Annotated in this window: 17 protein-coding genes; 16 read left to right on the top strand and 1 reads right to left on the bottom strand. The window is 63.1% G+C overall.

Annotated features, from left to right (window positions below; all coding sequences use genetic code 11):
- The first annotated feature begins 1 nt into the window (after position 1).
- From murD to P3G66_RS14310, 16 genes are all read left to right on the top strand, one after another.
- Positions 2-1,525: a UDP-N-acetylmuramoyl-L-alanine--D-glutamate ligase gene (murD, locus tag P3G66_RS14235; RefSeq protein ID WP_276116741.1), complete on the top strand. Its 1,524-nt coding sequence runs from the start codon at positions 2-4 to the stop codon at positions 1,523-1,525.
- The gene (ftsW, locus tag P3G66_RS14240; RefSeq protein ID WP_007730088.1) at positions 1,522-3,000 is read left to right on the top strand and encodes a putative lipid II flippase FtsW; all 1,479 of its coding nucleotides are present in this window, start codon (positions 1,522-1,524) and stop codon (positions 2,998-3,000) included. The genes murD and ftsW overlap by 4 nt, the downstream gene beginning before the upstream one ends.
- The gene (gene murG / locus P3G66_RS14245) at positions 2,997-4,166 is read left to right on the top strand and encodes an undecaprenyldiphospho-muramoylpentapeptide beta-N-acetylglucosaminyltransferase (RefSeq protein ID WP_003941767.1); all 1,170 of its coding nucleotides are present in this window, start codon (positions 2,997-2,999) and stop codon (positions 4,164-4,166) included. The genes ftsW and murG overlap by 4 nt, the downstream gene beginning before the upstream one ends.
- Entirely contained in the window at positions 4,163-5,671 is a 1,509-nt protein-coding gene (gene murC, locus P3G66_RS14250) for a UDP-N-acetylmuramate--L-alanine ligase (protein WP_030537033.1), read from the top strand. Before murG ends, murC begins: the two co-directional genes overlap by 4 nt.
- Entirely contained in the window at positions 5,668-6,474 is an 807-nt protein-coding gene (locus tag P3G66_RS14255) for an FtsQ-type POTRA domain-containing protein (protein ID WP_003941781.1), read from the top strand. The genes murC and P3G66_RS14255 overlap by 4 nt, the downstream gene beginning before the upstream one ends.
- A gap of 239 nt (positions 6,475-6,713) precedes the next feature.
- A complete protein-coding gene (ftsZ, locus tag P3G66_RS14260; RefSeq protein ID WP_003941788.1) occupies positions 6,714-7,901 on the top strand; it encodes a cell division protein FtsZ in 1,188 nt (395 codons plus the stop codon).
- Positions 7,902-8,009: 108 nt separating this feature from the next.
- Positions 8,010-8,777, top strand: coding sequence for a peptidoglycan editing factor PgeF (gene pgeF / locus P3G66_RS14265; protein WP_007733207.1), 768 nt, complete (start codon positions 8,010-8,012; stop codon positions 8,775-8,777).
- Between the two features lie 6 nt (positions 8,778-8,783).
- Positions 8,784-9,533, top strand: a complete 750-nt coding sequence (locus P3G66_RS14270) for a YggS family pyridoxal phosphate-dependent enzyme (RefSeq protein ID WP_276116742.1) — start codon at positions 8,784-8,786, stop codon at positions 9,531-9,533.
- Positions 9,534-9,618: 85 nt separating this feature from the next.
- Positions 9,619-10,269 (top strand): cell division protein SepF, encoded by a 651-nt coding sequence (locus P3G66_RS14275; RefSeq protein ID WP_003941752.1) that lies wholly within the window; start codon positions 9,619-9,621, stop codon positions 10,267-10,269.
- Positions 10,270-10,458: 189 nt separating this feature from the next.
- A complete protein-coding gene (locus P3G66_RS14280; RefSeq protein ID WP_003941780.1) occupies positions 10,459-10,737 on the top strand; it encodes a YggT family protein in 279 nt (92 codons plus the stop codon).
- 141 nt (positions 10,738-10,878) lie between these two features.
- On the top strand, positions 10,879-11,706 hold the full coding sequence (locus P3G66_RS14285) for a DivIVA domain-containing protein (protein ID WP_003941722.1): 828 nt from the start codon (positions 10,879-10,881) through the stop codon (positions 11,704-11,706).
- Between the two features lie 49 nt (positions 11,707-11,755).
- Positions 11,756-12,070: a hypothetical protein gene (locus P3G66_RS14290; protein WP_007733197.1), complete on the top strand. Its 315-nt coding sequence runs from the start codon at positions 11,756-11,758 to the stop codon at positions 12,068-12,070.
- A 281-nt stretch (positions 12,071-12,351) separates the two neighbouring features.
- Entirely contained in the window at positions 12,352-15,465 is a 3,114-nt protein-coding gene (gene ileS, locus P3G66_RS14295) for an isoleucine--tRNA ligase (RefSeq protein ID WP_193595226.1), read from the top strand.
- A 68-nt stretch (positions 15,466-15,533) separates the two neighbouring features.
- A complete protein-coding gene (locus P3G66_RS14300; RefSeq protein ID WP_003941748.1) occupies positions 15,534-15,872 on the top strand; it encodes a TfoX/Sxy family protein in 339 nt (112 codons plus the stop codon).
- Positions 15,873-15,908: 36 nt separating this feature from the next.
- Positions 15,909-17,273: a DNA polymerase IV gene (locus P3G66_RS14305; RefSeq protein WP_042452844.1), complete on the top strand. Its 1,365-nt coding sequence runs from the start codon at positions 15,909-15,911 to the stop codon at positions 17,271-17,273.
- 131 nt (positions 17,274-17,404) lie between these two features.
- Positions 17,405-17,896, top strand: a complete 492-nt coding sequence (locus P3G66_RS14310; protein WP_231783459.1) for a hypothetical protein — start codon at positions 17,405-17,407, stop codon at positions 17,894-17,896.
- A gap of 83 nt (positions 17,897-17,979) precedes the next feature.
- On the opposite strand, the gene P3G66_RS14315 is transcribed toward P3G66_RS14310, so the two are convergent.
- Positions 17,980-19,371 carry a glutamate decarboxylase gene (locus P3G66_RS14315; protein ID WP_042921836.1) on the bottom strand — a complete coding sequence of 464 codons (1,392 nt, stop codon included), beginning with the start codon at positions 19,369-19,371 and terminating at the stop codon, positions 17,980-17,982.
- Positions 19,372-19,374: the final 3 nt, after the last annotated feature.

The following is a 19,374-nucleotide window of genomic DNA, read 5'->3' on the forward strand; positions in this document are numbered from 1 at the left end:
CATGACCAGCTCAGCGGCTTCCGAGAATGATCTGTCCTGGCTTCGCGGTACGCGTGTGCTGGTCGCCGGAGGGAGGGTGTCCGGTCAAGCGACCATCGAACCTCTCGTCGCCCTCGGTGCTGTCGTGACGGTCGCCGATTCGACCTTGGACTTCGCGGAGCGCTGCGCGGAGCTCGGCGCGGACATGGTGACCACCACCTCGATCGAGGATGCCCCGGATTCGATCACCGAGTACGGGCTCGTCGTCACCAGTCCGGGCTTTCGGCCGGATGCACCGATCCTTGCAGCCGCCGCCGGTCACGGGATTCCCATCTGGGGAGACGTCGAGTTCTCCTGGCGCGTCGACCACAGCGGGCACTTCGGCACACCCCGTAAATGGCTCGTCGTGACGGGGACGAACGGAAAGACCACGACGACGTCGATGCTGGCCTCGATTCTCGACGCCGCTGGAGTTGTCGGCCGAGCCTGCGGAAACATCGGGCTGCCGATACTCGACGCACTCGCCGAGACGTCGCCGCGCGTGGAGTACCTCGCTGTCGAACTGTCGTCCTTCCAATTGCACTGGGCGCCTTCGGTGCGTCCGGATGCCGGCGTGGTCCTCAACGTCGCCGAGGATCACCTCGACTGGCACGGCGGAATGAGCGCGTACGCCGAGGCCAAGTCGCGGGCGCTGAGCGGAAAGGTCGCGGTGGTCGGCCTCGATGACGCGATCGCTTCCGAACTGGGAACTCGCGCAACTGCAGACATTGTCACCGGGTTCAGATTGGGTGAACCGGGCGAAGGAGAACTGGGTGTCGAAGCGGGACACCTCGTGGACAACGCATTCGGCGATCACGTCCGCTTGGCCGAAGCAGCGTCGATAGATCCCGCCGGCCCGGCAGGCGTCATGGACGCGCTGGCCGCCGCCGCCTTGGCGCGGGCACTCGGATTCGAGGCAGATGTAATCGAAAGCGGTCTGGCCGCACACAAGGTCGGCCCACACCGAGGGGCGCTGGTCGGCCGTGTCGGGTCCGTTGTGTACATCGACGATTCCAAGGCCACCAATCCGCACGCAGCCCGACCGTCGATACTCGCGCACGATCGCGTCGTCTGGGTTGCAGGCGGTCTGCTCAAGGGAGCCAGCGTCGACCAATTGGTGAGCGAAGTCGGCCCTCGACTCTCCGGCGCTGTCCTCCTCGGGCGTGACGCTGGTGTGATCGAGGACGCGCTCGCGCGACACGCGCCCGATGTTCCCGTGGTGCACGTGATGTCGGGGGACGATGCAGTGGTGAGCGAAAACAGCAGCAACTCGACTCTCACCATCCGGCTGCCGTCGGGTGCCGACGCGGATGCCGTCATGGCCGCAGTGGTAGTCGAAGCTGCCGAGTTGGCGTCCCCTGGTGATGCAGTTGTACTCGCCCCGGCCGCCGCGTCCTTGGACATGTTCGCCAGCTACGGACATCGTGGTGACAGCTTCGCCGCCGCCGTAGCCGCATTACCCGATCCGTTCACGGATTCGCCTGGCCAAGCCGGGAACTTGCTATGACCAAGGGTCCCAAGACCCGAATCGGTGCCTGGTTGGCGCGGCCGTTGGCGTCGTTCCACCTGGTGGTGACGATTGCCACGATGTTGACTGTCTTGGGGCTCGTGATGGTTCTGTCGGCGTCGAGCGTCGAGCAGTACGTGTCCGGTGGCTCGGCGTATTCGTTGTTCACCCAGCAGTTGATCTTCGCGATTCTCGGAGCTGTGCTCTTCTACGTCGCGCTGCGGATCCCGGCGAGAGTGCTCCGGCAGTATTCGTTTCCGCTGTTCGTCGTCGTGCTGATCATGCTGGTACTCGTCCTGATTCCGGGAATCGGCACAGAAGCGCAGGGCGCGCGTCGCTGGTTCAACGTCGGCGGGTTCTCGGTGCAGCCCTCGGAAATCATGAAGGTCGCGTTGGCGATCTGGGGCGCCCATCTGTTGGCTTCGCGGCGGCCGGACGACCGATCCGTGAAGTCGATCCTGATTCCGCTAGTGCCCGCAGCAATGCTGGTCTTCGCGCTGGTCGTCGCGCAACCGAACCTCAGTACGACCATCGCATTGGGAATCATCGTCGGGGCCCTGCTGTGGTTCGGTGGGCTGCCACTGAAGCTCTTCGGCTCGATCGCGGTGACGGGCGTCGTCGTGGCGGGCGTGCTGGCGATGACGGCCGGTTATCGTTCCGATCGAGTTCAAGCCTTCTTCAACAAGAGCGACGACCTGCAGGGCAACAACTATCAGGCCAAGCAGGCTTTGTATTCGCTCGCCGACGGGGGCCTTTTCGGACGCGGACTCGGTCAGAGCGTCGCCAAGTGGAACTACCTACCCAACGCGCACAACGACTTCATCTTCGCGATCATCGGCGAAGAGTTGGGATTTGTCGGCTGCGCAGTGGTGATCGGTTTGTTCGCTGTATTCGTCTACACGGGATTGCGGATCGCAGCCCGCAGCATCGATCCGTTCTGGCGGCTCCTGTCGGCCACTGCAACTACCTGGATCGTCGGCCAGGCAATGATCAACATCGGTTACGTCATCGGACTGCTGCCGGTGACCGGACTCCAGTTGCCCTTGGTCTCCGCCGGCGGTTCGTCCTTGGCGATCACATTGTTCATGTTCGGTGTCATCGCCAATGCAGCGCGCCACGAGCCCGAAGCAGTTGCCGCTCTGAACTCCGGGCAGGACGGCAAGATCTCGAAGTTGCTCAGACTGCCGAAGCCCGTGCTGTACCACCCGCCGTCAGGGGGCCGGCCGATCCGTCGACCGAAGCCCGCACGGCAGATCGAACCGGCACGCGGACGCGACGGCCGGCGCGCGATCGAGACGGGTGATCGACGCAAGCGGGCAGATCAAGGTGCTCGCCCTTCCTCGGATTCCAACCGAGGTGCGGCCGCTGGGTCACGGAAGCGCACCGCGGGAGGGCAGAATGGTCAGCGTCGGCAGGCGCCGACACGTAGGGCACAAGATCCACGAGAAGTTCGAGAGCGAGGAATTCGTAGGTGAGCGGCAACAAATCGGCTCTGTCGGTAGTGGTGGCAGGGGGAGGCACGGCTGGTCACATCGAACCCGCACTTGCTGTCGCGGACGCGGTCAAGGCCGCTGCGCCCGACACCAGAATCACTGCGCTCGGGACGGCGCGTGGTCTCGAAACCACCTTGGTGCCGGCTCGCGGGTACACGCTCGAGCTCATTCCCCCGGTTCCGCTTCCTCGTAAGCCCACGATGGATCTCGTCAAACTGCCGACACGCATCCTCGCCTCGGTGCGCAAGACCCGTGAGGTACTCGATTCCGTCGACGCCGACGTGATCGTCGGTTTCGGTGGTTACGTCGCGCTTCCGGCGTATCTTGCCGCACGTGGCGGTGTTCTTCGGCGCCGCCGCAAGATTCCGATCGTCATCCACGAGGCGAACGCCAGTGCCGGCATCGCGAACAAGATCGGTGCTCGCCTGGCGACGCGGGTGCTTGCTGCTGTTCCGGGTTCCGGAGTGAAGAACCGCGGCGATCAGGACGCCGAGATCGTCGGCATCCCGGTTCGCGCGTCGATCGCCAATTTCGATCGAGCGGGACTCCGCTCGCAAGCTCGCGAGTACTTCGGACTACCTCAGGACGGTCCCGTTCTGCTCGTCTTCGGCGGATCGCAAGGCGCGAAGTCGCTCAACGACGCGGTGTCCGGAGCAGCGGAAGAACTGGCGAAGGCCGGGATCTCGGTCCTTCACGCACACGGACCCAAGAACTCTCTCGAAGTCACGCAGTACTCGGAGACGGCACCGTATGTGGCTGTTCCCTATCTTTCGCGGATGGATCTCGCGTATGCCGCAGCCGACGCGACTATCTGTCGTTCGGGCGCGATGACGGTCGCCGAGGTCTCGGCGGTCGGGCTTCCAGCCGTCTACGTTCCGTTGCCGCACGGCAATGGTGAGCAGGAACTCAACGCGAAACCCGTTGTCGCAGCGGGCGGTGCGATCATCGTCTCCGACAACGAGCTCACGCCGACGTTCGTCGCCGGTACCGTCGTCCCGATGCTGAGCGACAGCGCGCGCCTCGACAAGATGAGCAGTGGTGCTGCCAACGTCGGGCACCGCACCGCGGCAACCGAGATCGCACGGATCGTGCTCGACATCGCGGCAAAGGAAAACGCCGTCCAGGAAAACGCAAGGGGAAACCGATGACCGCGCTGCCCGCCCACCTCGAGCGAGTACACATGGTCGGAATCGGCGGTGCCGGTATGTCCGGCATCGCTCGAATTCTGCTTTCCCGCGGGGGCCTCGTCTCGGGTTCGGACGCCAAGGAGAGCCGAGGAGTCCTGGCGCTTCGTGCACGCGGGGCACAGGTCCGGATCGGCCACGACGCCGATGCTCTCGACCTGCTGCCGGGTGGTCCGACCGTCGTCGTCACGACGCACGCGGCTATCCCGAAGGACAACCCGGAACTCGTCGAGGCCGCTCGCCGCGGAATCCCGGTGATTCTTCGTCCGGCTGTCCTTGCATCACTGATGCAGGGCAATCGCACGTTCCTGGTTTCGGGTACACACGGCAAGACGTCGACAACGTCGATGCTCGTGGTCGCCCTGCAGCACTGTGGTTTCGACCCTTCGTTTGCCGTTGGCGGCGAACTCAACGAAGCGGGAACGAATGCCCATCACGGCAGCGGTGACGTCTTTGTCGCGGAGGCGGACGAGAGTGACGGGTCGCTGCTGCAGTACGACCCCAACGTGATCGTCGTGACCAACATCGAGGCCGATCACCTCGACTATTTCGGGAGTGTCGAAGCGTATGTGAAGGTGTTCGACGATTTTGTCGACAAGTTGCGTCCGGGTGGGCTCTTGATTGCTTGCCTCGACGACCCGGGATCGGCGGATCTCGCGAAGCGAATCGTGGCCTCGGGCCGTTCGGACATCCGGGTACTCGGTTACGGATCGGCAGACGCGCAGGAAGTGGAGGCGGGCACCGCCTTCGAGCCTGTCGACGGTGTCGAGGTCGGAGTCCGACTACTGGGCTTCCATGCGCACGACGTCGGGGGAGTCCTGCAGTTCCACCTGGCGGGCGAGAGCGCCGCGCGAACCGTGCGGATGGCAGTGCCGGGTCGTCACATGGCGCTCAACGCACTTGCGGCTCTACTGGCTGCCCGTGACGCCGGCGCCGAGACGGAGGAGATCGTCGAGGGGCTCGCCGGATTCGGTGGCGTACACCGCCGGTTCCAGTTCACCGGCCGCGAGCGTGGTGTCCGGGTGTTCGACGACTACGCCCACCATCCGACCGAAGTTCGTGCGGTTCTCGGCGCGGCGGCGGATCTGGTTCGACCGGAGGACGATTCGTCGTCGACCAATTCGGCAGCCGGACGCGTGATCGTGGTCTTCCAACCTCATCTCTATTCACGCACCGCCGCGTTTGCCGAGGAGTTCGCGCAGGCGCTGGACTTGGCCGACGAGGTTGTCGTTCTCGATGTCTACGGCGCTCGCGAAGAGCCGATGCCGGGCGTCAGTGGTGCGCTGGTCGCTCAGTCGGTCACGAAACCTGTTCACTATCAACCGGATCTGTCACAGGCGCCGAAGCAGGTGGCGGCGTTGGCTCACCCCGGCGACATCGTCATCACGATGGGTGCCGGTGACGTGACCATGCTCGGCAAACAGATCCTCGATGCTTTGCGTTCGGCGCCGCATCCCGCGCCGCGATGACACCCGACGCACGAAGTCGGCGCGGGCGTCGAGATCCTCGAGCCAGACAAGCCACCAGTACGCGTCGGCGCAGTACTCGCACCGAATCGCGATACTCGACGCGGTCGACGGAGCCGGCTCCCGAACCCACACCGACTCGTAAGTGGTTCAAGCGACCGCTGATCGTGGCACCGCTGGCAATCGTGCTGGTGGTGGGAATTGCGTTGACGGCTTGGTTGTCTCCGGTGCTCTCGGTGCGGGGCACCGAAGTTCTCGGTGCGACGACCGTCAGTGAGGAACAGATCCTTTCGCTCCTGGCTGTACCGACCGGTCAGCCGTTGATGCGGGTAGACACCGGCGCCGCCGCCGCACGTGTGGCGACGATTCCGAAGGTGGCCTCGGCTCGTGTGCAGCGGATGTATCCGTCGACTATCCGCGTCACCGTCACCGAACGGGTACCGGTCGTCTTCGTCGACTCACCTGAGGGTGCACACCTGCTGGACGAGAAGGGCGTCGACTTCGAGATGGGCGTCCCGCCGCCCGGGGTTCCGCGTCTGGTGACACCGACGCCCGGGTGGAACGACGAGCCGACGCTTGCCGCGCTCGAGGTGTTGTCGGTGTTGCCGCCGGATCTGAGATTTCAGGTGGGAGAGGTTGCCGCTCGGTCGATTTCGAGTGTCACGCTGACTCTGCTCGACGGTCGGGTCGTAAACTGGGGCGGTGTCGAGCACTCGGATCGTAAGGCTGCTGTGACGCTTCCGCTGTTGACCCAACCGGGGCAGACGTACGACGTGTCCAGTCCTGATCTGCCGACGGTCCGATAGCGCACGGTGCAGCCGTGCGTCAGTGCGCAGCAAATACTTCGGTGTGTCTCGGCGCGCCTAATGGCGGAACGCGACGACGGTGCATAGCGTTTCGTTTCAGATCGAATACTTGACATAACTCTAACCCTGTGGTTGAGGTTTAGGGTTGTTCTCGAAAAGCATGAAGCTACAAAAACAGCAGTAACAAAGACAGCAGCACTGACAAGCAGCGTGAAACACGACACGGAAGGCGAGAGCCGATGACGCCCCCGCACAACTACCTCGCCGTAATCAAGGTCGTCGGCATCGGCGGCGGCGGCGTGAACGCAGTCAACCGCATGATCGAACAGGGACTCAAGGGAGTCGAGTTCATCGCGGTCAACACGGACGCGCAAGCCCTTCTGATGAGTGACGCCGACGTCAAGCTCGACGTCGGTCGTGAATTGACCCGTGGCCTCGGCGCCGGTGCCGACCCGGAAGTGGGTCGCAAGGCAGCCGAAGATCACAAGGACGAGATCGAAGAGGTCATCAAGGGCGCCGACATGGTGTTCGTGACCGCAGGCGAGGGTGGTGGCACCGGAACCGGTGGTGCCCCTGTCGTGGCAAGCATCGCCCGGAAGCTGGGCGCACTCACCGTCGGTGTCGTGACGCGACCGTTCTCTTTCGAGGGCAAGCGTCGTGGGGGACAGGCGGATACCGGAATCCAGGCGCTCCGCGAGTCCTGCGACACGCTGATCGTCATTCCCAACGATCGCCTGCTCCAGCTGGGTGACGCGGCCGTCAGCCTGATGGACGCGTTCCGCAGCGCGGACGAGGTTCTCCTCAACGGCGTCCAGGGCATCACCGACCTCATCACCACTCCGGGTCTGATCAACGTCGACTTCGCGGACGTCAAGGGTGTCATGTCCGGTGCCGGTAGTGCGTTGATGGGAATCGGTTCCTCGCGGGGTGAGGGACGCGCGATCAAGGCGGCGGAATCCGCGATCAATTCCCCGCTCCTCGAAGCTTCGATGGAAGGCGCCCGCGGCGTGCTTCTGTCGATCGCCGGCGGTAGCGATCTGGGCCTGTTCGAGATCAACGAGGCGGCTTCGCTGGTGCAGGAAGCTGCCCACATCGACGCCAACATCATCTTCGGAACGGTCATCGACGATTCACTCGGTGACGAGGTTCGTGTGACGGTCATCGCTGCGGGATTCGACGGAGGAGCTCCGGCTCGTCGTCCCGTGGAGTCGACCGCGCAGGGACGTGGAGCTATCGGTGCCGGGCGCGCGGGTGAGGTCGGCCGGTCGCCGGTGGCCGCCGAACCTGCTGGCGAGCAGCCGATTTCCGCAGCGCGCGAGACCACCGGTTCGGGCAGCTTGCCTCCGATCGGTGGCCCCCGCCATGCGCCGGTCCAGGAAGACGAGGGCGACGACGACGTCGACGTGCCGGTCTTCATGCGTCGCTGACGTAGGGCTACAAACAGTTTCGAGAACAGGGTGCCCGGAATTTCTGGGTACCCTGTTCTTGACTGGATGTCCGGTCACGTCTGAGCCGGACGACAACTTTCGACGTTTGTGAGCACACTTATCTTGAGTACCGAGAAGTCGACCACCCGCACCCGCATTCGCCGCGTCGTGACCAGCCGAGCCGGTGGTGTTTCCGCGTCACCGTACGAGTCGTTCAATCTGGGCGATCACGTCGGAGACGATCCGGCAGCCGTCGATGCGAATCGCCGACGTCTGGCACGCGAAATAGGCGTCGAGCCTGACCATCTCGTGTGGATGGAACAAATCCATTCGCGCAACGTCACTGTCGTGACGGAACCGACCGACGAAGTGATTCCGGTGACGGATGCTCTGGTCACCACTGTTCCCGGCCTGGCGCTAGCCACCCTCAGTGCAGATTGTGTTCCCGTTCTGCTCTCCGACGAGGAGGCCGGTGTGATCGCGGCCGTTCATGCCGGACGGATCGGTGCCCGCATCGGTATCGTCCCGCGCGTCCTCGCGGAGATGGTGCGTCAGGGCGCGGACGTTTCGCGTATCGGCGCCTTCCTCGGTCCGGCTGCGAGCGGACGCCAGTACGAGGTTCCCGCTGCGATGCGCGCGGACGTGGAAAAGCACTTGCCGGGCAGCGCAACTCGCACCGAGAAGGGCACGCCGGGGCTCGATCTGCGTGCGGGACTGCGTAAGCAGTTGCTCGCCGCGGGTGTGTCCGGTGTCGCCGAGGACCCGCGGTGCACGATCGAGGATCGCGCGTTGTTCAGTCATCGCCGAGAATCTCTGACCGGGCGTCAAGCTGCAGTGATCTGGATGGAAGCGCCCGCAGCGCAGGAAACCGTCTAGGCAGAAATGCGCGAGACGGAAATGCGGCTGACAGAAATATCGACGGCACTCGACTCGGTGAGGGCGCGATTGGCGGCCGCCTGCCTTGCCGCCGGTCGCGAGGTTTCCGACGTAGCACTGCTGCCGGTGACCAAATTCTTTCCGGCGTCCGACGCTCGAATCCTGTACGAACTGGGTTGCCGTGAATTCGGTGAGTCTCGTGAGCAGGAAGCAGTGGAGAAGGTCGCGGACTTCGACGGCGCTGCACAGACGGGCGCGATCGATGATCCGGTTCGCTGGCACATGATCGGACAGTTGCAGCGCAACAAAGCTCGGTCGGTAGCGAAGTGGGCCTATGCAATTCACTCGGTGGACAGTGCGCGACTGGTCGATGCACTCGATCGGGCTGCGCTGAGTGCTTTGTCGGACGGTGAGCGCACGGAGTCGCTCCGGGCGCTCATCCAGGTAAGTCTCGACGGAGACCCCGCGCGTGGCGGAGTTCCGACGGGCGAGCTAACGCCTCTCGCCGAGCGGATCGAATCAGCCGAAGGTCTCGAATTCGCGGGACTGATGGCCGTCCCGCCGCTTGGATCAGATCCGGACGAGCAGTTCGAAATCCTCCGCAGGGCACATCTTTTGATCCTCGAATCGCATCCCCGGGCAACCGAACTCTCGGCCGGTATGACCGGCGATCTGGAGGCTGCAGTGCGCCACGGATCAACCTGCGTGCGTGTCGGAACCGCACTGCTCGGCTCACGACCAGTAATCTCGAGGTGATCGCTCAGGTGATCGCCCAACCCGTCCACACCGCTGCGACCGGTCGCAGTCGGATTGATTCCGCCGCGCCAAGGAAGGTCGATCAATGAGCAACCTGCATAAGTTCAAGGCTTACTTCGGCATGGTTCCCCTCGATGACTACGAGGACGAATACGTGGAGGAGCCCGATCAGGCTCGCCGCGCACCCCGTCGTAGTCACGACGGCTATGCCGAGCGCGACGACCGCGAGTTCGTCGAACCTGCCTTCTCGAAGGCGAGCTACGCGCCCAGTCGTCGTGACGAAGAGGACGCGGAGTTCGATCGCTACGATTCCCGGCCCCGCGTCGACACCGTTCCCAGCCGCAGCAGCCGCCCGGCGATGGCGCCGCGCCCGGCAAGCCGTGGCAACCTCGCGGTCGACGCGCGCGCAGAGCGACCCGAAGCGCGACGTGCGCCGGTTGTCGACGACGGCGGCCCGCTCGCCAAGATCACGACACTGCGTCCGCAGAGCTACGCAGAGGCCCGCACGATCGGTGAGCGGTTCCGGGACGGCACTCCCGTCATCATGGATCTGGTCGACATGAGCAACGCCGACGCGAAGCGTCTGGTCGATTTCGCGGCCGGCCTGGCGTTCGCATTGCGTGGTTCTTTCGACAAGGTAGCCACCAAAGTGTTTCTTCTCTCACCGGCCGACATCGACGTTTCCGCCGAGGAGCGCCGTCGGATCGCCGAGACGGGTTTCTACAGCCAGAAATGATGGTCTCGACCGCAGTCCGGCCCCTGAGCAGGGGTGACGTGAGCACATTCGAACGGCGGCCCGCCTCGGCGGACGCCGCATTCGGACCCATCGCCGGCCGTTACAAGACGGACTCGATGCGGACCGGTTCCGGAATTGCTGCGGTGTGTCTGTTTTGGACACACCGCAGAAGTCAGGCAGAGTGAGGGTGTGGACGCGCTTCTCTCTGTGATCTATCTGGTGCTGGTTGTCTTCTGGCTGTTGCTGATCGGCAGAGTGATCGTCGAGTTCGTTCGTTCGTTTGCCAGAGATTGGCGACCGACCGGATTGGTCGCAGTCATTCTCGAAACCATTTTTACGATCACCGATCCTCCGGTGAAACTGCTCCGCAGGTTGATCCCCCCGATCAACCTCGGTGGAGTTCGCTTGGATCTATCCATCATGGTCTTGCTTTTCATCGTCATCATCCTGATGTCGGTTGTTCGCTGAGCGCAGTCCGAGTGAGTGGTATGCCAGAATGGATGCCATAACTCATCCAGTGGTTCGCCACTACGTAGTTCGCCACTACGTAGACTGTGTTGCAACTGAATGCTTGCTAGACCGCCAAATGACGCGTGAAGGGATCCTTCCATGCCGCAACTGACTCCAGCTGACGTGCACAACGTTGCGTTCAGCAAGCCGCCTATCGGCAAGCGTGGCTACAACGAGGACGAGGTCGACGCATTCCTCGACCTCGTCGAGCAGGCGCTGTCGCAGCTCATCGAAGAGAATGCGGACCTGCGCCAGCGCGTAGGTGAGCTGGATCAGGAGCTCGCGGCTGCCAAGAAGTCGCCGGCACCTGCTCAGCAGGCAGCACCCGTCGCAGCGCAGCCCAAGCCGGAGCCCGCTCGGGTCGTCGAACCGCCCAAGCCTGCACCTGTTGCAGCGCCGGTTCCCGCCGCCGCTGCCGTTGCAGCGCCGCAGAGTGGCGACACCCACATGCAGGCCGCAAAGGTCCTCGGACTGGCTCAGGAGATGGCGGATCGCCTCACCAACGATGCCAAGACCGAGTCCGAGCAGCTGCTCGGCAGTGCCCGCACCAACTCCGAGCAGCTCATGAGCGAGGCTCGCAGCAAGGCTGACGGCATGATCGCGGATGCGCGCAACAAGTCGGAGGCAATGCTCACCGACGCTCAGACTCGCTCCGAGACCCAGCTTCGCCAGGCTCAGGAGAAGGCAGACGCTCTCAAGGCGGACGCCGAGAAGAAGCACACCGAAATCATGGCGACCATCAACCAGCAGCGTTCGGTCCTCGAGGGCCGTATCGAGCAGCTCAAGACGTTCGAACGCGAGTACCGGGTGCGCCTGAAGTCCTACCTGGAATCGCAGCTCGAAGAGCTCGAACAGCGCGGCTCGGCCGTTCCGGTCGACGGTGGACAGGATTCCTACAGCCCGTCCTTCGCCAAGGGAAACAGCTGACCGAGAGCGCCCCGTCGGCTCAGCTATCGGACCGGACAAAGGTTGATACGTGCTGGTCGTGACGTTGGTTCTCGCGGGAGTTGGTTTCGCTCTCCTGATCGTCGCCCTGACCACAGGGTCGCTGATCTGGGCGTGGGCATGTATCGCGATTTGTGTAGCAGGTGCCGTCCTCCTGCTGGTCAGTGCGCTGACCAGCAGGAAGGCGGTTCCTTCGTTGGATGACCCGGCATCGGGCAGCGGAATGTCGTCGCCTTACGGTCGAGTCGAGAGTTCCTCGAATTCGTCGATCGACGATGCAGCCACCGCCAACGATGACAATCAGAGAAATCATGGCGAGTCGCCGGGTGGCCCCGACAAGTCCTAGGGCGAGTTCCGACAAGGTCCAGGACGAGTATTAGACTGTCCAACACGAATACCAGGCTGTGATCCGGCAATCACCGGGGAGCTTTCGGAAGAACGGTTCTTGTCGCTTCAGGCGCCCAGAACTCAGTAGAACCGAACGGGTGAGCCCGTCACAGCTCGATCGAGTGGCACCTCGGGATCCAAGCGCGGATCTACGGGGTGCAAACGGGGTGGTACCGCGGTGTCGGCGCACAAGCGCCACGTCGTCCCCGTGCCGAGTCCGACTGGCACGAGGAGATCGCCATGGCGAGTAACGGGTATCCCAGAGTCGACTACGGTGTCCCCGCCGACACCGGAGTCAAGTTCCCCGAACTGGAACAGAAAGTCCTGAAACAGTGGGACGACGACGACACCTTCCGTGCGTCGGTTTCCAATCGGGACGGCAGCGAAGAGTTCGTTTTCTACGACGGACCGCCTTTCGCAAACGGCTTGCCGCATTACGGTCACCTGCTGACGGGGTACGTCAAGGACCTGGTGCCGCGCTTCCAGACCATGCGTGGACGCAAGGTCGAGCGACGCTTCGGCTGGGACTGCCATGGCCTGCCCGCAGAACTCGAAGCGGAGAAGCAACTCGGCATCAAGGACAAGGCCGAGATCGAAGTCATGGGTCTGGCCAAGTTCAACGAGTACTGCAAGGCCTCGGTGCTCAAGTACACCGACGAGTGGCGCGACTACGTCACCCGCCAGGCACGTTGGGTCGACTTCGACAACGACTACAAGACCCTGGACGTCGACTTCATGGAGTCCGTCATGTGGGCCTTCAAGGAGCTGCACGACAAGGGCCTGATCTATCAGGGCTTCCGCGTGCTGCCCTACAGCTGGTACGAGCAGACTCCGCTGTCCAATCAGGAGACTCGTCTCGACGACGCGTACAAGATGCGTCAGGATCCTGCAGTCACGGTCGACATGCCGCTGGTCGCTCCGGGTTCACCATTGGACGGCGCAAACGCGATCATCTGGACCACGACTCCGTGGACACTGCCGTCCAACTTGGCCACTGCGGTTCATCCCGAGGTCGACTACGTCCAGGTGCTCGGCGAGGACGGAAAGCGGTACGTGCTCGCGGAAGCACGGGTAGCTCATTACGCACGTGAGCTGGGGGAGGACCCCGAGGTCGTTTCCCGCCACAAGGGCGCCGAGTTGGTCGGACTGTCGTACAAACCGCCGTTCGACTTCTTCCTCGGACATCCAAACGCGCACGTCGTGCTTTCGGCCGACTACGTGACAACCGATTCCGGAACCGGAATCGTCCACCTCGCACCGGCTTTCGGTGAGGAGGATATGGATGTCGCCACGGCCAACGGTATCGAGGTCGTGCAGCCGCTCGATGCGGGTGGAAAGTTCACCTCGATGGTTCCGCCGTACGAGGGCTTGATGGTCTTCGACGCCAACCCGGTCATCATCAAGGACCTGAAGGCCGCTGGAAAGCTGCTGCGGCACGAGACGATCGAGCACTCGTACCCGCACAGTTGGCGCAGTGGGCAGCCGCTCATCTACATGGCGGTTCCCTCGTGGTTCGTCGCGGTCACCAAGTTCCGCGATCGCATGGTCGAGCTGAACAAGGACATCACGTGGGTGCCCGAGCACATCCGTGACGGCCAGTTCGGCAAGTGGCTCGAAGGTGCACGCGACTGGAACATCAGCCGAAACCGCTACTGGGGCAGCCCGATCCCGGTGTGGGTGTCGGACGATCCGCAGTACCCGCGTACGGACGTCTACGGATCGCTCGATCAGTTGGAGGCAGACTTCGGTGTGCGTCCGACCGATCTGCATCGCCCGATGATCGACGACCTGGTCCGCCCGAACCCCGACGACCCGACCGGGAAGTCGATGATGCGCCGCGTTCCCGAGGTGCTCGACTGCTGGTTCGAATCCGGTTCGATGCCGTACGCGCAGGTGCACTACCCATTCGAGAACCGTGAATGGTTCGAGGGTCATTTCCCGGGCGATTTCATCGTCGAGTACAACGGGCAGACTCGCGGCTGGTTCTACACGCTGCACGTGCTGGCCACCGCACTCTTCGATCGTCCGGCCTTCAAAACCGTTGCTGCGCACGGCATCGTGCTCGGCGACGACGGACTCAAGATGAGCAAGTCCAAGGGCAACTACCCGGACGTGAAGGAGGTGTTCAACCGCGACGGCAGCGATGCGATGCGATGGTTCCTGATGTCTTCGCCGATCTTGCGCGGCGGAAACCTCATCGTGACCGAGCAGGGCATCCGCGAAGGTGTGCGTCAGGCATTGCTCCCGCTGTGGAACGCCTGGAGCTTCCTGCAGTTGTACGCCCCGGAATCCGGTGTGTGGCGTACCGATTCGGAGAACATCCTCGATCAGTACATCCTGGCCAAGCTCGCTACCACCCGCGACGTGATCACCGAGGCCCTCGAGGTCAACGACATCGCCGGTGCGTGCGACGAGCTTCGGTTGTTCTGTGACGCACTCACCAACTGGTATGTGCGACGGTCTCGTTCGCGGTTCTGGGACGAGGATCGCGACGCGATCGACACCCTGCACACCGTGCTCGAGGTCGTGACGCGTCTCGCTGCGCCGCTGTTGCCGTTGGTGTCCGAGGTGATCTGGCGCGGGCTGACCGGGGAGCGCTCGGTTCACCTGGCTGATTGGCCCGAGGCGTCGGAGCTCCCCGCGAACCCCGACCTGGTAGCGGCGATGGACGACGTCCGGACCGTGTGCTCCACGGTGCTGAGCCTGCGCAAGGCGCAGAATCTGCGTGTTCGTCTTCCGCTGCCCGAGGTCACGGTTGCGGCGCCGGATGCCGAGCGTCTGCGTCCGTTCCTCGGACTGATCGCCGACGAGGTCAACGTCAAGAAGGTCGATCTGACCGATGACGTCGACGTGCACGGGCGCTTCGAGATCGCGGTCAATGCGCGTGCTGCAGGACCGCGTCTGGGCAAGTCCGTTCAGACTGTCATCAAGGCGGTCAAGGCGGGCGACTGGACCGAGAACGCGGACGGCGTCGTGGTTGCGGCGGGCATCGAACTGCTGCCCGAGGAGTACACGCAGAAACTGGTTGCGGCCGAGCCGGATTCGACGGCTGCTCTGCCGGACGGTGCGGGACTGGTCGTACTCGATTCCGCTGTGACGGAGGAACTCGAAGCCGAGGGATGGGCCAAGGACCGTATCCGTCAGTTGCAGGATGCGCGCCGCGCCGCCGGTTTGGACGTCTCGGACCGGATCAACGTCGTGCTCGAGGTTCCGCAGGACTGCAAGGAGTGGGCGGAGCGTCATCGCGAATTGATCGCCGGTGAGGTTCTGGCCACCTCCTTCTCTGTGGGTGAAGCGGGAGACGACGCCGTCGATCTCGGTGACGGTATCCGCGCCGCGATCACGAAGGTCTAATACCGCCATAGCTACTCCGGCTCCCCGATGAATGTCTGTATGTCGGGGTGCCGGAGTAGTTTGCTCTCATGAGCACGAGCAAGGAAACCGTGGCGCGCATTCTCGAGCAGTTGGAACCGCTCGACGTGCGGGCAAGGGCGATGTTCGGCGAGTACGGACTGTATTGCGACGAGAAGATCGTGGGCTTGATCTGCGGAGACGTCCTGTTCGTCAAACCCACGGAGGTCAGTACCGAGTTCGGATCAGAGGCCGATCTGGCTCCGCCGTACCCGGGAGCGAAGGATTATTACCGGGTGACGGAGGAACGGTTGCAGGACCTCGATCACCTGCACGCCTTCATTCAACGGACTGCCGACGTATTGCCCCTGCCGAAGAAGAAGTCGCCGAAGAAGAAGGCGCGGACGTAAATTCTGCACCTACTTTTGAGAGAACCGTAACGCCCGATGAATCAAGGTGATCCCACACGAAGTCGTAGGTGGGTGCTGCATCTCGACATGGATGCGTTTTTCGCTTCCGCCGAGCAGTTGACGCGTCCCACTCTGCGAGGTCGCCCGGTGCTGGTCGGCGGCTTGGGCGGGCGCGGGGTGGTGGCCGGGGCAAGTTACGAAGCGAGAGTTTTCGGTGCGCGATCGGCAATGCCGATGCATCAAGCACGCCGGATGGTCGGTGGTGGAGCGGTGGTATTGCCGCCACGGATGTCCCTGTACTCGGTTCTCAGTAAACGCACGTTCGACGCGTTGCGCCTTCGTATGCCGATCCTCGAGCAACTGTCGGTGGACGAGGCTTTCGGGGAACCGGTGGAGTTGGCCGGTGTCGGAGCTGACGAGGTCCGCGCGTTTTGCGAGGACCTGCGGGCGTTGATCAAAGCCGAGACCGGGTTGGTCGCTTCGATCGGTGCCGGCGCAGGTAAGCAGGTGGCCAAGATCGCGTCGGGACTGGCAAAACCCGACGGCGTCGCAGTGATTCCTCCCGGGATGCAGCACGAGTTGCTCGATCCGCTTCCGGTGCGAAAGCTGTGGGGGATCGGTCCCGTCGCCGAGGAAAAACTCAAGCGTCTCGGGATCGAAACCATCGGTGGGTTTGCCCGCACACCCATAGCGGAGGTGGCGTCGATACTGGGAACCACTGTCGGTCCGGGGTTGCATCGGCTTGCGCAGGGGATCGACGATCGGCCGGTCGCCGAGCGTGCCGAATCCAAGCAGATCAGCGCGGAATCCACGTTCGCCGCAGACATCGTCACGATGGCGCAACTGCGCGCCGCCGTCGAAAGTAGTGGTCGTGCAGCATTTTCCAGGCTGGAGAAGGACGGAAGAGCTGCTCGCACCGTCGTACTGAAGCTCAAGAAGTCCGACATGAGTATCTTGACTCGATCCGTGACGCTGCCGTTTGCCACCATCGACCGCCAAATCCTCATCGCGACTGCGCAGAAACAGGTCATCGATCCACAGGAATTGGGGCCGATTCGCCTGGTCGGTGTGGGATTCGCCGGTTTGTCCACCGTTCGGCAAGGATCACTTTTTCCCGAGTTGGATCAGGATGTTCCCGGCTATCCGGTCGAGACTCTCACGGGCGCCCTCGATGAGGCCGAACTCGACGTTCCGGTGGCAGCACGTGTCCCTCAGCGCTACTGGCACCCCGGTTTGGACGTGAAGCATCCAGAATACGGACACGGTTGGGTGCAGGGCGCCGGGCACGGTGTGGTGACGGTTCGCTTCGAAACCCGTTCCAGCGGAACGGGAATCGCCAAAACCTTTGCCGAATCCGATGAGGTGCTCGAGGTAGCAGATGCGGTCGACAGCCTTCTCTGAGGATGTCCTTAGACTTTTTCCGCTTACCGTTGGGTAATGTTGTCGACGATCCTCGAGCAAGCACGATGTTCGACTGACGCTCGAATGTGAACACCCGAATGGATAGGACTGAGAAGTTGAAGCTTCAGAAGATGACCGTTGCAGCAGTGGCGATCGCAGCAGCCCTCACGATGACCGCTTGTAGCTCGGGTGAAAAGGAAGCATCACCCACCACGTCATCGAAGACCACGACGGCTACCACCACGCCCTCCGGCGATCCCGCTCCCGAGCTCCCGACCTCTGCTGAGCTCAACGGCAAGGTCGCCCAGGCACTCGACGAGAGCGTTCCGGCCGCAGACAAGGTCAACCTCGTCCAGGGCGCCGAGCAAGATCCCGAGCTGATCAACCAGGTCGCCGCTGCCGCCAAGGCTGCCGGCGCGCAGGTCGAGATCCTCGACCCGGTCACCGACACGGGCAGCGAGACGGCAGCAGCTTCGCTGAACATCGTCGTCAACGGTCAGCCGCTGCAGCAGGGCCTGCAGGCGTCGTTCGTCTACGAAGACGGCGTCTGGAAGCTCTCGAAGACCACCGCTTGCCAGATCGTCGGCGTTGCAGGTCTGACCTCGCCGGCTTGCGCTGCTTGATCTCTCGGTAACACCTGAAACCCCAGAGCGGCCGCCGACTCCCGAAGGGGAGTGGGCGGCCGCTCTTCACGCGTTAAGCGACGTCAGTGATGGAATCCCTCGGTGACGCGCGGCCGCGGCATCGGGCTGTCCAGTTCGTCGAGGAACGCGGTTTCCTCTTCGATGATGCGCAGCAGATTGGCCGCCAGGTCCATGCTCAGTCCGTTACGAACCACGATGCGCTGCACTGTCAGATCCGCGAGATCGTCCGGCATGGGGTAGGCCGGCACCAACCAGCCCTTGCCTCGCAACCGGTCCGAGAGGTCGTACAACGTCCAGTTGGACGTGTGCCCCTCGGCGAGGCGCCACGCGAAGACCGGGATGTCGGAACCGTCGTTCCACAGTTCGAACGCGTCGAGTTTCCCGATCCCTTCGGCGAGAAATTTCGCCACGTCCTGGGAGGACTGCTGGATCGCGCGATAGCCGTCGTGGCCGAGACGCAGAAACAAGTAGAACTGCAGGATCACCTGAGCGCCGGGACGCGAGAAGTTCAGTGCGAAGGTCGGCATACTGCCGCCGAGGTAGCTCACCTTGAAGACGAGGTCGTCGGGAAGTAGATCCTGCGATCGCCAGACCACCCAGCCGAGGCCGGGGTAGACGAGCCCGTACTTGTGCGCCGAGGTGTTGATGGAGTGGACGCGCGGTAGTCGGAAATCCCATTCGAGTTCGGGCTGAAGGAACGGTGCGATCATCGCACCGGAAGCGCCGTCGACGTGGATGGGGACGTCGAGTCCCGTCTTCGCCTGGATCGCATCGAGTGCCTTAGAGATTTCCAGGACCGGCTCGTACATCCCGGTGTACGTGACGCCCATGATCGCGACGACGCCGATGGTGTTCTCGTCGACGTACTTGTCCAGATCGTGACCGTCGAGGGTGCGGTGTTCCTCGCTGATCGGCACGTAACGCGCTTCGACGTCCCAGTAGTTGCAGAACTTCTCCCAGCACACCTGGACCGCGGAACTCATGATGAGATTTGGCTTTTCGGTGGACTTGCCCGCGGCTTTTCGTGCGTGCTGCCAGCGTCGTTTCATCGCCAGGCCGCCGAGCATGCAGGCTTCGGACGAACCGATCGTCGAGGTGCCGATTGCGTCCTTGGGGGAGGGCGAGTGCCAGAGGTCGGCAAGGATGCGCCAGCAATAGGTTTCGATCGCGGCGGTCTGCGGATACTCGTCCTTGTCGATCATGTTCTTGTCGAACGACTCGGCATACAGTTTGGTGGCGTGATCGTCCATCCACGTGCTGACGAACGTCGCGAGATTGAGCCGCGCATTGCCGTCGAGCATCGTTTCGTCGTGGACGATCTGATACGCGGTCTCGGGAAGCATGCCGTCGGGTTCGAGTGTGTACTTCGATGCAACCGAATCCTCGCCAGGCCTCGAGAAGATCGGATTGACGGCTACGTAATCGGTGTGATCTGACCTTCTGGGTTCCGGCATGAA

Source organism: Rhodococcus sp. C3V (genome assembly GCF_029269915.1).
GTDB lineage: Bacteria > Actinomycetota > Actinomycetes > Mycobacteriales > Mycobacteriaceae > Rhodococcus_F > Rhodococcus_F qingshengii.

Coding starts and splice junctions, on each gene's coding strand:
- murD (WP_276116741.1), top strand. CDS start 2: ATGACCAGCTCAGCGGCTTCCGAGAATGATCTGTCCTGGCTTCGCGGT.
- ftsW (WP_007730088.1), top strand. CDS start 1,522: ATGACCAAGGGTCCCAAGACCCGAATCGGTGCCTGGTTGGCGCGGCCG.
- murC (WP_030537033.1), top strand. CDS start 4,163: ATGACCGCGCTGCCCGCCCACCTCGAGCGAGTACACATGGTCGGAATC.
- P3G66_RS14255 (WP_003941781.1), top strand. CDS start 5,668: ATGACACCCGACGCACGAAGTCGGCGCGGGCGTCGAGATCCTCGAGCC.
- ftsZ (WP_003941788.1), top strand. CDS start 6,714: ATGACGCCCCCGCACAACTACCTCGCCGTAATCAAGGTCGTCGGCATC.
- P3G66_RS14270 (WP_276116742.1), top strand. CDS start 8,784: ATGCGCGAGACGGAAATGCGGCTGACAGAAATATCGACGGCACTCGAC.
- P3G66_RS14275 (WP_003941752.1), top strand. CDS start 9,619: ATGAGCAACCTGCATAAGTTCAAGGCTTACTTCGGCATGGTTCCCCTC.
- P3G66_RS14285 (WP_003941722.1), top strand. CDS start 10,879: ATGCCGCAACTGACTCCAGCTGACGTGCACAACGTTGCGTTCAGCAAG.
- ileS (WP_193595226.1), top strand. CDS start 12,352: ATGGCGAGTAACGGGTATCCCAGAGTCGACTACGGTGTCCCCGCCGAC.
- P3G66_RS14300 (WP_003941748.1), top strand. CDS start 15,534: ATGAGCACGAGCAAGGAAACCGTGGCGCGCATTCTCGAGCAGTTGGAA.
- P3G66_RS14305 (WP_042452844.1), top strand. CDS start 15,909: ATGAATCAAGGTGATCCCACACGAAGTCGTAGGTGGGTGCTGCATCTC.
- P3G66_RS14310 (WP_231783459.1), top strand. CDS start 17,405: ATGACCGTTGCAGCAGTGGCGATCGCAGCAGCCCTCACGATGACCGCT.
- P3G66_RS14315 (WP_042921836.1), bottom strand. CDS start 19,371: ATGCCGGAACCCAGAAGGTCAGATCACACCGATTACGTAGCCGTCAAT.